The 12609-nt window shown below is 62.1% G+C and carries 13 protein-coding genes; 6 read left to right on the forward strand and 7 right to left on the reverse strand.

Annotated features, from left to right (window positions below; all coding sequences use genetic code 11):
• Positions 1-8: 8 nt before the first annotated feature.
• The 3 genes from yegQ (at position 9) to FS767_RS20810 (ending at position 2994) form a co-directional block, all read left to right on the forward strand.
• Complete coding sequence (gene yegQ / locus FS767_RS20800) at positions 9-1343, forward strand: tRNA 5-hydroxyuridine modification protein YegQ (protein WP_144967959.1); 1335 nt, start codon at positions 9-11, stop codon at positions 1341-1343.
• 123 nt (positions 1344-1466) lie between these two features.
• On the forward strand, positions 1467-1895 hold the full coding sequence (locus tag FS767_RS20805) for a DUF411 domain-containing protein (RefSeq protein WP_144967961.1): 429 nt from the start codon (positions 1467-1469) through the stop codon (positions 1893-1895).
• Between the two features lie 100 nt (positions 1896-1995).
• A complete protein-coding gene (locus tag FS767_RS20810) occupies positions 1996-2994 on the forward strand; it encodes an alpha/beta fold hydrolase (protein ID WP_144967963.1) in 999 nt (332 codons plus the stop codon).
• Positions 2995-3009: 15 nt separating this feature from the next.
• On the opposite strand, the gene zapE is transcribed toward FS767_RS20810, so the two are convergent.
• The 5 genes from zapE to FS767_RS20835 form a co-directional block, all read right to left on the reverse strand.
• Positions 3010-4113 (reverse strand): cell division protein ZapE, encoded by a 1104-nt coding sequence (gene zapE, locus FS767_RS20815; RefSeq protein ID WP_144967965.1) that lies wholly within the window; start codon positions 4111-4113, stop codon positions 3010-3012.
• A gap of 43 nt (positions 4114-4156) precedes the next feature.
• The gene (locus FS767_RS20820) at positions 4157-5308 is read right to left on the reverse strand and encodes a PQQ-dependent sugar dehydrogenase (RefSeq protein WP_144967967.1); all 1152 of its coding nucleotides are present in this window, start codon (positions 5306-5308) and stop codon (positions 4157-4159) included.
• Between the two features lie 34 nt (positions 5309-5342).
• Positions 5343-5660, reverse strand: coding sequence for a hypothetical protein (locus FS767_RS20825; protein WP_144967969.1), 318 nt, complete (start codon positions 5658-5660; stop codon positions 5343-5345).
• A 161-nt stretch (positions 5661-5821) separates the two neighbouring features.
• Positions 5822-8248, reverse strand: coding sequence for a TonB-dependent receptor (locus FS767_RS20830; RefSeq protein WP_144967971.1), 2427 nt, complete (start codon positions 8246-8248; stop codon positions 5822-5824).
• 141 nt (positions 8249-8389) lie between these two features.
• A complete protein-coding gene (locus FS767_RS20835) occupies positions 8390-9514 on the reverse strand; it encodes a sigma-70 family RNA polymerase sigma factor (protein ID WP_144967972.1) in 1125 nt (374 codons plus the stop codon).
• Between the two features lie 132 nt (positions 9515-9646).
• Here FS767_RS20835 and FS767_RS20840 point away from each other — a divergent pair, with 132 nt between their 5' ends.
• Positions 9647-10129, forward strand: a complete 483-nt coding sequence (locus tag FS767_RS20840) for an LEA type 2 family protein (RefSeq protein WP_144967973.1) — start codon at positions 9647-9649, stop codon at positions 10127-10129.
• An 18-nt stretch (positions 10130-10147) separates the two neighbouring features.
• On the opposite strand, the gene FS767_RS20845 is transcribed toward FS767_RS20840, so the two are convergent.
• On the reverse strand, positions 10148-10411 hold the full coding sequence (locus FS767_RS20845; protein WP_058605664.1) for a hypothetical protein: 264 nt from the start codon (positions 10409-10411) through the stop codon (positions 10148-10150).
• 122 nt (positions 10412-10533) lie between these two features.
• On the opposite strand from FS767_RS20845, the gene FS767_RS20850 reads away from it, so the two are divergent.
• Entirely contained in the window at positions 10534-10854 is a 321-nt protein-coding gene (locus FS767_RS20850) for a YqjD family protein (protein ID WP_027914998.1), read from the forward strand.
• Between the two features lie 24 nt (positions 10855-10878).
• Here the strand turns inward: FS767_RS20850 and FS767_RS20855 are convergent, their stop codons facing one another.
• Positions 10879-11496 (reverse strand): tRNA-(ms[2]io[6]A)-hydroxylase, encoded by a 618-nt coding sequence (locus FS767_RS20855; protein WP_144967974.1) that lies wholly within the window; start codon positions 11494-11496, stop codon positions 10879-10881.
• 156 nt (positions 11497-11652) lie between these two features.
• Between FS767_RS20855 and FS767_RS20860 the strand changes: the two genes are divergently transcribed.
• The gene (locus FS767_RS20860; RefSeq protein ID WP_144967976.1) at positions 11653-12516 is read left to right on the forward strand and encodes a universal stress protein; all 864 of its coding nucleotides are present in this window, start codon (positions 11653-11655) and stop codon (positions 12514-12516) included.
• Positions 12517-12609 lie beyond the last annotated feature (93 nt).

Here is a 12609-nt window from a genome sequence, read left to right on the forward strand (position 1 = left end):
GTGTATTCATGACTTCTGTTGCCAAGCCCGAATTGCTGGCGCCTGCCGGCACGCTCCACACTATGCGCTATGCGTTCGCCTACGGGGCTGACGCGGTCTATGCCGGTCAGCCCCGCTACAGCCTGCGGGTGCGCAACAACGCCTTCGACCATGCCAATCTGGCGTTGGGCATCCAGGAGGCTCATGCGCTGGGCAAGCGCTTCTATGTGGTGGTCAACATCGCGCCTCACAATGCCAAGCTCAAGACCTTCCTCAAGGACCTGGCGCCCGTGATCGCCATGGCACCGGACGCGTTGATCATGTCCGACCCGGGCCTGATCATGCTGGTACGCCAGCACTACCCGCAGATGCCGGTGCACCTCTCGGTGCAGGCCAACACGGTCAACTGGGCCAGCGTGCAGTTCTGGCAGCAGCAAGGCATCAGCCGCGTGATCCTGTCGCGGGAGCTGTCACTTGAAGAGATCGAGGAAATTGGTCAGCAAGTACCTGGCATGGAGCTGGAAGTCTTCGTGCATGGGGCGCTGTGCATGGCCTATTCAGGCCGCTGCCTGCTGTCGGGCTACCTGAACAAGCGTGATGCCAATCAGGGCACCTGTACCAACGCCTGCCGCTGGAAGTATGACGTCACGCCAGCGACCGAGAGCGTCACCGGCGATATCGTGCACCAGGTGCAGCCGACGCTGGGCCAGGGTACGCCCACCGAACAGGTGTTCCTGTTGCAGGAAAGCGAGCGTCCCGGTACCGAAATGCCCGCGTTCGAAGACGAGCACGGCACCTACATCATGAACGCCAAGGACCTGCGGGCCATCCAGCATGTCGAGCGACTGGCGCGCATGGGCGTGCACTCGCTCAAGATCGAGGGCCGCACCAAGTCGCATTTCTACTGCGCACGGGCCGTGCAGTCCTACCGTAAGGCCATCGACGATGCGGCCAATGGCCAGCCTTTCGACCGCACCTTGATGGACAACCTCGAGTCACTTGCGCAACGGGGCTACACCGAAGGCTTTTTGCGCCGTCATGTGCACGATGAGTACCAGAATTATCAGCGCGGCAGCTCGGTGTCCGAGCGCCAGCAGTTCGTGGGTGAACTGACTGGGCTGCGGGTAAATGGTTGGGCCGAGGTCAAGGTCAAGAACCGCTTCGCCCTGGGCGACCATCTGGAGCTGATGACACCTCGCGGCAACTACCACTTCGACCTGAATCAGCTGCACGACCGGCAGCAGCAGCCCATCGAAGTCGCACCCGGGGATGGCCATGTGGTGTATCTGCCAGTCCCTGAACAGGTGTCGTTGGCGTTCGGGCTACTGATGCGCGACCTGCACAATGACCAGGCCACTGGCTGACGAAACTGTAATGCGCCGGTCAGCAGGTTGAAAGCCAGAGGGGGCGACCCTGCCGCCTTGCACGTTTGGACCAGGCCGCGCGCTATGCTGGCCGCAGGTCACACGTTTATAAGGAACTTGTCCATGCTGCGTTCAAATTGCCTGGCCCTTGGCCTGTTGACCTTCACCACCCTTGTACAGGCCACCGACACCATCGATGTCTACCGCGACCCCAACTGTGGTTGCTGCAAAGCCTGGATCAGTCACCTCGAAAAGAACGGCTTTACCGTGAACGACCATGTCGAACCAGACATGAGCGTCGTCAAGCAACGCCTGCAAGTACCGCCGCGCCATGCGTCGTGTCATACCGGGGTCATCGCTGGCAAGTTCGTCGAAGGCCATGTCCCCGCTATCCACGTGCGTGAACTGGTTAGCCGTAGTGACCTCAAGGGCATGGCCGTTCCAGGCATGCCAGCCGGTTCGCCGGGCATGGAAATGGGCGAGCGCAGGGATGCCTATCAGGTCATCGGTATCGACGCTCAGGGCAAGGACGCGGTGGTCGCCGATTACTGACCTGGCGCCGGTTTCACGGTTGGTAACACCTTGAGACTTTAAGGGCACTGTCCTGCTGCTACAGTCGAGTCTTCCTACTTGATCTGACATGGAGTGCCTCATGCTGCGTGCATCCGCCCTGGCCATGGTGTGCCTGGCCAGCAGCCCGGCCATTGCCGCCCAATCGCCTACCTACGGCGCACAGCTCGAAGGGTTCGACTACCCGCATACGCTCAAGCACTTCGACTTCGAATCACAGCGCCAATCGCTGCAAATGGGTTACATGGACGTCCCGGCGTCGGGCAATGCCAACGGCCGCACGGTCGTGCTCATGCACGGCAAGAATTTTTGCGCAGCAACCTGGGAAACCAGCATCGATGCCTTGAGCAAGGCAGGCTACCGCGTTATTGCCCCAGACCAGATCGGTTTCTGCACATCCAGCAAACCTGCGCACTACCAGTACAGCTTCCAGCAACTGGCCAGCAACACCCATGCACTGCTCGAGCACCTGGGGGTGAAGCAGAGCATCGTGCTGGGGCATTCGACCGGGGGGATGCTAGCCACCCGCTACGCCTTGATGTACCCGCAGCAGGTCACGCGCCTGGCCATGGTCAACCCCATCGGCCTGGAGGACTGGAAGGCCCTTGGTGTGCCCTACCGCACCGTTGACCAGTGGTATGCCCGCGAACTCAAGCTCGATGCGGCCGGGGTGCGTGATTATGAGCGCAAAACCTACTATGCCGGCCGCTGGAAACCGGAATATGAGCGCTGGGTGCAGATGCTGGTGGGTCTGAATCAGGGCCCTGGGCACGAACGGGTGGCGTGGAACTCGGCCTTGATCTACGACATGATCTTCACCCAACCGGTTTATCACGAATTCAAGGACCTGCAGATGCCAACCCTTTTGTTGATCGGTGACAAGGACACCACGGCAATCGGCAGTGACATCGCACCGCCGCAAGTCAAGGCCAGGCTGGGCAACTACGCCTTGCTCGGCCCGCAGGTGGCCAAGCTCATTCCCAAAGGCGAACTGGTCACCTTCGAAGGCATGGGCCACGCGCCGCAGATCGAAGAACCCAAGCGTTTCAATCGCACACTGATCCAGTGGCTGGATCGCTGATCGTGCGTGACCGCATCAGGCGAAGCGCTGCAGCTGCATTTCACGCAGCCGGCTGAGGGTGCGCTGGTAGGGGAAGGCGAGATACCCCTGCGTGTACAGCGCCTCGAGCGGCACCTGTGCCTCCAGGTACAGCGCCACACGGCGGTCGTAGCATTCATCAACCAGGGCGATGAAGCGGCGCACGGCATCGTCCTTGGGCGAGAGTGCCGGCAAGTCGCGGTCGCCCGCTAGCACACGGGAGGCGCCGTCCTCCGTGCCACGGGCGATACGCCCGGCCTGTTGCTGACCGCTCAGCGCCGGTATGTCCGCGACCAGGATCACCGCGAAACGGTCGCACAGCGCCATGAATTCCTGGGTAGCCATCGGTTGTTCGCACAACGCGTCGAAACGGCACCAGATGGCCTTCGCACTTCGGCGCACCACCTGCACCTGCCGACTGCCCAGCATGAGGGGCTGGTCGGTGCCTGGGTCGTCCGGGCTCAGTCGCTCGAAGACCGCGGCCAGGTGACTGCCCCGGTCGTCGGTGACCCAATAGCGCTGGCACGGCAGGCCCGGGTGTTGCCGGTGGTCTTGCTCACCCGCTACCGGCAGCACACGCATGTGCCGCTCGATGGCAGCGATGGCGGGCAGGAAACGTTCGCGGTTGAAGCCATCGCGGTACAGTTGCCCTGGCGGCTGATTGGACGTGGCAACCACCACCACACCCAGGTCGAACAGTACCTGGAACAAACGGCCGAGAATGATTGCGTCGGCAATGTCACTGACGAACAACTCATCGAAGCACAGCACGCGGATTTCGCTTCCTAGCTCCTCCGCCAGCGCCATAAGGGGATCCGGCGTGCCATTGAGCTGAAACAAACGGCGGTGCACCCAAGCCATGAAGTGGTGAAAATGCTGGCGGCGACTCGGCACGGTCAGGCAACGGTGAAACTGATCCATCAACCAGGTCTTGCCCCGCCCCACTGGCCCCCACAGGTAGAGGCCCTGGCTGGATCGTCCACGTTCGACAGCCTCGAAGCAGGCCTGCAGCGCCTCGATGGCGAGGCGCTGTGCGGGGTCAACGACAAAGCCCTGGGTTTCCAGGGCTTGCTGGTAGCGTTGTAAGGGATCGATGGTCATGGCGCATTGTACCTGTCGCCTCCTTGCCGACGACAGCGCGGCTTCAGTCGGGCCGCGCCAGGCCCACCTTCAGCAGCTCGCCATCCTTGGCATCGGTCAACACGTACAGGTAACCGTCCGGCCCTACCCGAACATCACGAATGCGCGCTTTCAAGTCGCCCAGCAGGCGCTCCTCGTGCACCACCTTGTCGCCCTTGAGCTGCAAGCGGATCAGCTCCTTCGTGGCCAATGCGCCGATGAACAGGTTGTGATCCCATGCCGTGAACACGGGGCTGTCATAGAACGCCATGCCGCTGACACCGGGCGACTTCTCCCACACGTGGTGCGGATCGACCATGCCATCTACATGTTTACCCTTGGCCTCTGGTATGGGCAGCATCGAATAGTTGATGCCGTGGGTTGCGATGGGCCAACCGTAGTTCTTGCCCGGCTTCGGAATGTTGATTTCGTCACCGCCACGGGGGCCGTGTTCGTTGGTCCACAACGCGCCCGTCCAAGGATTCAACGCAGCGCCCTGCTGGTTACGGTGGCCAAACGACCAGATTTCGGGGCGCACGTTCTTCTGGCCATAGAATGGGTTGTCCTTGGGAACCTCGCCATCTGGCAGGATGCGCACGACCTTGCCCTGCAGCTTATCCAGGTCCTGAGCCGTCGAGCGCTGATTGTTCTCGCCCAGGGCGATGAACAGATACCCGTTGCGGTCGAACACCAGGCGCGACCCAAAATGGTTGCCCTCCGACAGCTTGGGTTGCTGGCGGAAGATAACGGTAAAGTTTTCCAGGCGGGCGCGATCGGTCGACAGCTGGCCACGGCCCACAGCGGTCCCGGCCTTGCCGTCGCTGCCCTCCTCGGCATAGGACAGGTACACCGTACGGTCCTTGTCGAACTCGGGCGACAAGGCCACATCCAGCAGGCCGCCCTGGCCCTCGGCCCAGACTTTGGGCACGCCATTGATGGGCGGGCCGACCTTGCCCTCTGCATTGATCACGCGCAGGTTGCCGATGCGTTCGGTGATCAGCATGTCCTGGCCGCCAGGCAGGAACGCCAGCGCCCACGGCGTACGCAGGCCGTTGGCCACGGTATCGACGGTAAGGGTGCCTTCTTCACTTTTGAACGTCTGCTGGGCAGCGGCATGGGTCAACAGAGGCGCTAATGCGGCAGCGGCCAGGGTAACCAGCCAGGTTGCTCGGGACATGCGAAGTTCCTTTGACAGATACGGGGTGCTGGAGTCAGGGCGCGCGCGGGTTGTCCCGCGGGGGCCGCGTAGGTTCCAGATTGGGCGTTTGCTGATGACGGCGCAGGTTCTCACCGTTGCCGATGCCGCGGTTCTCTACCGTCGGGGTGCGCGGCACGGGCTGGGTAGACGGGCCGCGCACAGGCGGCGTCGCCGGGACGCTGCCCTGACGGCTGTTGGGGTTGGCGCGTTGCACGGGGCTGTTGTAGGGGTTGTTGTCATTGGCGGCAACGTGCAGCCACGGCTGCGCGGTCGCATGGGTAGGTAACCAAACCGCCATACCTATTACCAACAACGGTAGTGTCAGTTTCATGCTTCACCTCCGTACGAAAACGCCTGGCCTGGTGGCTTTGATAGCCTACGGCGCAAAGGGTTCGAGTCAAAAGGCTTGGCGACGCTGCAGGTGATTCACGATGTTTCAACCAGCGCCCCTTGATCGGGGCGCCGGTGTTGCCTGGGCCGAGCGCAAAAGCCTTAGTACGCAAGGCTCCAGGTCAGCGTGTAGGTCCTGCCTCGCCCTTGGTAATCGTAGAGGTAGGCAGGCCCGTAGGTGGGCGAGTAGAACAGCGTCGCCCGCTGGCCCCACACGGTGCTGTATTGCTTGTCCAGCAGGTTCTGGATACCTGCGCTGAAGGTGCCGTAGTCGGTGTCCTGGCTGCCCAGTAGATCGAGCGTGGTATAGCCATCGATCTTGTGTTGGGCATCGTCCTTCAAGCTGAAGGCCCGATTGGCCTGCAAACGCGCACTGCGCCCGTCATCCTTCCAGCCAACGAACGCGGTGGCTTTGGACAAGGAGGCATAACGCGCATCGCGCTTGCGCCACCCGCCGCCGTCTGCCTCTTCCTCGGAACGGGTGAGGTGCAGCGTGCCGCCGGCTTCCCAACCTCGGTCGAAGTGGCGGGTGAGTGCCCCTTCGAAGCCAAAGTCGCGACTTTTCTGGTCTTCGACGTCAATGGTGAGGGTTTGCGAATCTACATTGATGATCTTGTCCGACCAGATGTAGTACAGCGCGGCTTGAGCGTCCCACTGCACGTCGGCATAGCGCCAGCCTAACTCCACCTGGCGGCTCTTGATCCCGGCCAGCGGGTTGTCCCCGACACTAAGGCCGGGCTTGCCGTAGTACTTGGCCGGATCGGGCAGGTCAAAGCCTTCGCCGTAGTTGGCCCACAGCTGGTGGCCGTTCTTGAAGTCGTAGATCGCCCCCAGGTTGTAGAGATTGACCTGATAGTCGTTACTCCCACCTGGAACGCCCTTGTAGTCACCCACCTCCACATCCATCTGCTGGCGCCGGGCGCCGCCGGAGAACGTCAGGTTGTCGGTGGCGCGCCATTCAAGCTGGCCATACAGCGAGACCCCATCGACCACATAGCTGGGGTAGCGCGCAGCCTTGCTGGCCTTGTCCAGGTCCAGCCCGCCGCTTTCAGAGGACACCCGCGCATCGAACACGGTCTGGTCAGCGTTGAAACGTTCGCGGTCAATGTCCACGCCATAGGTGAATTTCAGCGTGTCCCACTGCTTGGCGAACAGCCCTTTGAGGCTGGTGACCTCGAAGTTCTGCTGCGAGGCTGCAAAATACACACCGCGCGAGCCGGTCGGTGTACCACGGTTGTAGTACGGGAACGGGTAGAAGTTGTTGTTTTCCTTGCGGTAGGAAGCCTGCAGGTAGAAATCCTGGCCCAGCACATCAGTGTGGTGGTAATTGGCATTGAGCAGCACGCGCCGGGTGCGCGGGTTCAGGTCGGACGAGTACCCGCTGCGCAACTGGGCCTCTTCAAGGTCGGAGGGGCCATTGTAATTGAGGTTGGGAAACCAGATGCCGGTGCTGCCATGGTTGCCGGAATCGTAGTACTGGGCCAGCAGGTCAAGGCTCTGTTGATCATCGAACTGCATGCCCAGGCTGCCAAGCAGGTCCAGGGTGCGGTTGTATTGCAGGTCGGTCTGGGTATTGTCGATGAAGATCTGATCGCCTGCTCCATCGTAGAACGCCTCGTTCTGCTCGCCGGACACACCAAGACGCGCATTGAACCGCTCGTTGCCACCGCTGATCGACTGGGCGAAGCGGGTCGCCAGATCATCGCTGTTGTTGAAACCGCTGCTGGCGCCGAGCTGGGTTTCGAAACGCGCAGGGCCCGCCTCGCCCTTTTTTGTCACGATGTTGATGATGCCCCCGGTCGCACCGCCCCCGTAGATGGCGCTGGCGCCGGACAGCACTTCGACGCGCTGCACGTTGAAGGGCGAGATACTGTCGAACTGGCGCGACAGGCCTCGCGAGCTGTTCTGGCTGACGCCATCAATCATCACCAGCACGCTGCGCCCACGCATGTTCTGCCCGTAGTTGGTGCGCCCCTCCGGCGCCAGGTCAAGGCCAGGCACCAGTTTGCCGATGGCTTCCTTGAGGCTTACGCCACTGTCGATCTGCTCGCGCAGTTGCTGCTGATCGACCACCCACACGGTGCCTGGAATCTCGCTGATGGCAGTACTGGTGCGCGAGGCCACGCTTACTTCAATCGGCTTGAGGTTGATGGCCTGCAGGGGGGTATCGTGCTTGCGCAGCGTCACCGTACGCGCATCGGTGAACTGCCAGCTCAAGCCGGTGCCCTCGAGCAACCGCTGCAAGGCTTGCTCGACACTGTAGGCGCCCTGCAGGGTCGGGCTCTGCAGGCCAGCCACGTCAGCGGTGGTGTACAGCAAATGCAGGCCGGCCTGATCGGCAAAGCGCGTCAACGCCTGGTCCAGCGGCTGCACCGGGACATCCAGCTGTACCTGCGCGGTCTGCACATATCCCTGCTGTGTTGCAGCAGCGACGTGAGCGGGCAGCGCGCCGGCCAATACGGCCAACGCGCCGCACGACATCAACACAGGTGGCAGAAAACGGCAGCGGCTATTCGAGAGCGTGGGCATGAGAGGCACGAGAAAGCTTCCAGGCGAGTCGTGAATGGGAATGGTTTGCGGCTTAGCCCCACTACGACGATCCAGCCCACGAGAACTTGCAGTGCCGATGAAAAGTTTTTTCGGTAGGTTTCGACAGGGCCGCTTTGAAGATCAATACACCACGGCGAGCCACGGCAGGTAGGTGACTTTCAGGCCATACCGCTGCTCCAGGGTGCGCAGCATGGCATGCGGATCATCCAGGTCGAACACACCACTGACCTCAAGGCCCGCTAGCTGTTGATCCGACAACACGATACGCCCAAGGCGATAGCGCTCAAGCTCAGCCAGCACTTGGCCTAAAGGCTTGCCATTGAAGATCAACTTGCCCCGTTGCCAGGCCAGCTGCGCATCGGCATCGGCCGCTACGCTCAAGGCTTGAGCGCCCTGCCGCGCAGCACCCTGGCCAAGGACCACATGCCCGTCGCGCCGCACGCTGAACCTCGCACCGGTGCCGTTTACCGGCAGCCCTGCCGTTTCGACCACGAAAGGACGGGCCTCGGCGGACGTCTCGAACAGCGCCTCGCCAGCCACTATCACCACCCGACGTGCGTGCGCGTCGAATTCCACCTTTATGGCACTGGCGCTGTTGAGGGTGACGCGGGTGCCATCGGGCAAGGTGAGCATGCGCCGCTCGCCGGTACCGGTGTGATAGTCGGACAACCATACAGGTGCCTGCTGCCACGCCAGCCAACTGCCCAGCATCAACGCCATGCATGCCGCGACACCGGCTTTCTTCAGCCATCCCCGGCAGTGCCGCAGCGCCTGGCCAATGTACTTGGCCACCATGCTTTCGGACACGCCGAGCCTTTGCGCCACCTGCCTTTGCGTCAACCCTTCCACGCGATTGAGCAACAGCGCCTGGCGCGCTTTGGGGGGCAGTTGCAGCAGAGCCTGATCGAGAATCTGCAGGCGCTCGCTGGCCAGTAACGCCGCCTCCGGTGCCGGCGCGCCACAGGCCACGTGTACCATGCCCTCACTGTCGTCGTGGCAGGCGGCAAGGCGCTGGTCACGACGCAGGGCATCGATCGCAATGTTTCCCGCCACGCGAAAGATGAAGCTACGCGGGTGCAGCACCGGCACAGCGTGCGCATCGATCTGCGCAAGCCTCAAGTAGGTTTCGTGGGCAACGTCCGCAGCGCGCTGGCGGTCACGCATGCGCCGGGTCAGAAACTGCAACAAGTCGTCATAGTGTTCCTGGAAACTTGCCAGCAGGCCCGGCACGTGAGACGTCAGCATGGTTAGGCAACTACACAGTAAGAGAAATTATCGGGCGTTAATGAGAAACAGTATCTTTCATCTCTACCGACACTTTCAACGCTGCCGAGCATTTGCCACACTGCCGGACGATTCTTTCCAAGGCCTTGCCCCATGACCCTTCGCCCTTTGCTCATCACCCGTCTGCTTACTGTCCTGCTGATGTCGGCGACCTTGGGCGCGTGCGCGCTGTGGCAACCCCGGGATCCGGTTTCGATCAGCGTGATCGGCTTGGAGCCCTTGCCCGGACAGGACCTGGAGTTGCGCATGGCGGTAAAGCTACGGGTGCAGAACCCCAATGAGACACCGATCGAGTACAACGGTATTGCAGTGAACCTGGAGGTCAACGGCCAGCCATTGGCAGCGGGCGTCAGCGACCAAAGCGGACAGATTGGCCGGTATGGCGAGGCGGTGGTCCAAGTGCCGGTGAGCATCACCGCGTTTGCGTTTTTGCGCCAGGCCTATGGGCTAGGCAAGCTGAATACGCTGCAAGGCCTGCCCTACACGCTGCGCGGCAAACTGGCCAGCGGCCCTTTCGGCACGGTGCGGTTCAGTGACAAAGGCACGCTGGACCTGCCCAAGGGCAGCGAGTGGTAAGGCGGCACGTGCACCCGCTCAGCGAGCGGCGCTGGCAGCGGCCATCAGCTTGTTGACTTCGCTGCGCACCATGCTGGCGTATTCGGGCGGGGTCATGTTGTCCAGCTCATTGCGCACCCATTCGGCCCACTTGCCCTTGCGCCGAGGTTTTTCGGCGATAAGCCGGGCCGCCTCGCCCTTGGCCTTACCCAGGTTGGCCTGCCACATCTCGAACAGCCGGGCTTTCTCGGCCTCGATCTGTGCCCGTTCCTCATAGCTCATGTTGGCCAGATTGAAACTCATGAATCACCTGCCTGATGGAAATGATCGGTATCTTACACCAAGGCGCCAGCGCCCACTGCGAGGCAACTTTTCTGGCGCACGAGTATCCATTGTTCTAACGACCCGTCCAGGAGGAGCATGGCATGGCCCGTAAAAATGCCGCAGTACCCGACAGCGACCAGATCAAGGACCAGGTATTCAGCGAGCTGCAGGCGCTGATCGAGGAATCCGAGCGGTTGCTCAACGACAGCGCTGCGCTGGTTGGCGAAGAAGCCGAAACCCTGCGCACCCAGATCAGTCTCAAGCTGCGTCAGGCCCGGGAAGCGGCCGGTAACCTGCGTGACAAGGCGAAGCCCATGGTCGCGGCCACCCAAGACTACATTGGCGGCCACCCGTGGCAGACCGTCGCACTTTCAGCGGGCGTTGGCCTGGTAGTGGGCCTGCTGCTGGGACGGCGCGACTGACACCTACCCTGCCGCCTGCTGTGCTCAGGCGGCGAGTGCCAGCGGTATACCGCTGTGAAAACGCAGCTCTTGATCCGGTGAGGCGATGAGTTCCGCTTCAGCGGCGCGTACCAGGTCAACCCGGCGCGCAATGTCCGCCTCATCGCCATAGTGGTGCGCCAACTTGAGGTAGCCCTGATAGTGGCGCGCTTCACTCTTGAGCAGGCCGTGATAGAAACGGCCCAGCTCTTCATCCAGGTGCGGCGCCAGGGCCGCGAAGCGTTCGCAGCTGCGTGCCTCGATGAATGCCCCCACCACCAGCGTATCTACCAGCTTGACCGGCTCGTGGGCACGCACCAGCCGACGCAGGCCCGAGGCGTAGCGACCCGCGGACACAGGGCGCAGGGGTACGCCTCGGCGCTTCATCAGCCGCAAGACCTGCTCGTGATGAACCAGCTCCTCGCGCGCCAGGCGCGACATCATATTGATCAGGTCAACATGGGTGTTGTACTTGGCGATCAGGCTCAATGCCGTGCTGGCCGCCTTGAACTCGCAATTCTTATGGTCGATCAGCAGTGTTTCCTGATCGGCCAGCGCCGCCTCGATCCAGGCATCGGGTGTAGGGCAGCCCAGGAAGGCGTCGATTTCAGGGATCAGGGACATAAACGATACGACCATACAGAGACAGGCAGGGGCGGCGATTATAGCGGCGGCAGGCAACGGCGTCAGTGGCTATGCTTGATGTGCATCAAGCGTCAGCGCCACGCGCGCGGCCTATAGTCTGGCACCGCCTGCCCACCTTCCAGGGAGTACACGCCCATGCAAGCCGTCCGCAGCATTCTCGTCGTCCTTGACCCTGAGCACGCCCACAGCCGGGCGCTGACGCGCGCCAAGCTGATCGCCAGCGTCACTGGCGCACGCCTGCACTTGTTGATGTGTGACAAGCGCCGCGACCACAGTGCGCTGTTGAGCCTGCTGGGCAAGCAGTTGCAGGAAGACGGCTTTGACCACGTCACCCATGAAGCGGCGTGGCGAGACAACCTGCATGACACCATCATCCACGTGCAGCAGCGCGAAGGCTGCGAGTTGGTGATCAAGGAGCATCGCCCCGACAATCCGCTGAAGAGGGCCCTGCTCACCCCTGCCGACTGGAAGCTGCTGCGCGCCTGTCCGTGCGCGGTGCTGATGGTCAAGAGCGAGCGACCATGGACCGGCGGCAACGTGCTGGCGGCGGTGGATGTGGGCAACCAGGACGAAGACCACCAGCGCCTGCATGCCAGTATCGTCGATCACGGCTACGAGATTGCCAGGCTGGCCAAGGGGGCGCTGCATGTGATCAGCGCCCACCCTTCGCCGATGCTGTCGGCGGCCGACCCGGTCTATCAACTGAGCGACACCATCGAACAGCGTTATCGCCAGGCGTGCGCGGCGTTCCAGGCACAGTACGGTATCGCCGACGATTGCCTGCACGTGGCTGAAGGCCCGGCCGATGTGCTGATTCCCCATACCGAAAAACAGCTGGATGCGGTGGTGACAGTGATCGGTACCGTGTGCCGCACAGGGCTTACCGGCGCATTGATTGGCAATACCTGCGAGGTGGTACTCGATGCACTGGAGGGGGATGTACTGGTGCTGAAGAGCGAGGAGGCGATGGCGCATCTGGTGAATTCGGCGCGGGGGTAAACCGCATGCAGTCCCCTGTAGATACCGTCTTGACCCTCACTTCGCAAGCGCGATTTGAGGGTCGAACGGCTTTCCGGATTTCACCACGCCGTA

The organism is Pseudomonas sp. DE0010, from assembly GCF_007680745.1.
Taxonomy (GTDB): Bacteria; Pseudomonadota; Gammaproteobacteria; order Pseudomonadales; family Pseudomonadaceae; genus Aquipseudomonas; species Aquipseudomonas parafulva_B.

What these genes read in the sequence shown, in the direction of transcription:
- yegQ (WP_144967959.1), top strand. Translation starts at nt 9, where the DNA reads ATGACTTCTGTTGCCAAGCCCGAATTGCTGGCGCCTGCCGGCACGCTC.
- FS767_RS20805 (WP_144967961.1), top strand. Translation starts at nt 1,467, where the DNA reads ATGCTGCGTTCAAATTGCCTGGCCCTTGGCCTGTTGACCTTCACCACC.
- FS767_RS20810 (WP_144967963.1), top strand. Translation starts at nt 1,996, where the DNA reads ATGCTGCGTGCATCCGCCCTGGCCATGGTGTGCCTGGCCAGCAGCCCG.
- zapE (WP_144967965.1), bottom strand. Translation starts at nt 4,113, where the DNA reads ATGACCATCGATCCCTTACAACGCTACCAGCAAGCCCTGGAAACCCAG.
- FS767_RS20820 (WP_144967967.1), bottom strand. Translation starts at nt 5,308, where the DNA reads ATGTCCCGAGCAACCTGGCTGGTTACCCTGGCCGCTGCCGCATTAGCG.
- FS767_RS20825 (WP_144967969.1), bottom strand. Translation starts at nt 5,660, where the DNA reads ATGAAACTGACACTACCGTTGTTGGTAATAGGTATGGCGGTTTGGTTA.
- FS767_RS20830 (WP_144967971.1), bottom strand. Translation starts at nt 8,248, where the DNA reads ATGCCCACGCTCTCGAATAGCCGCTGCCGTTTTCTGCCACCTGTGTTG.
- FS767_RS20835 (WP_144967972.1), bottom strand. Translation starts at nt 9,514, where the DNA reads ATGCTGACGTCTCACGTGCCGGGCCTGCTGGCAAGTTTCCAGGAACAC.
- FS767_RS20840 (WP_144967973.1), top strand. Translation starts at nt 9,647, where the DNA reads ATGACCCTTCGCCCTTTGCTCATCACCCGTCTGCTTACTGTCCTGCTG.
- FS767_RS20845 (WP_058605664.1), bottom strand. Translation starts at nt 10,411, where the DNA reads ATGAGTTTCAATCTGGCCAACATGAGCTATGAGGAACGGGCACAGATC.
- FS767_RS20850 (WP_027914998.1), top strand. Translation starts at nt 10,534, where the DNA reads ATGGCCCGTAAAAATGCCGCAGTACCCGACAGCGACCAGATCAAGGAC.
- FS767_RS20855 (WP_144967974.1), bottom strand. Translation starts at nt 11,496, where the DNA reads ATGTCCCTGATCCCTGAAATCGACGCCTTCCTGGGCTGCCCTACACCC.
- FS767_RS20860 (WP_144967976.1), top strand. Translation starts at nt 11,653, where the DNA reads ATGCAAGCCGTCCGCAGCATTCTCGTCGTCCTTGACCCTGAGCACGCC.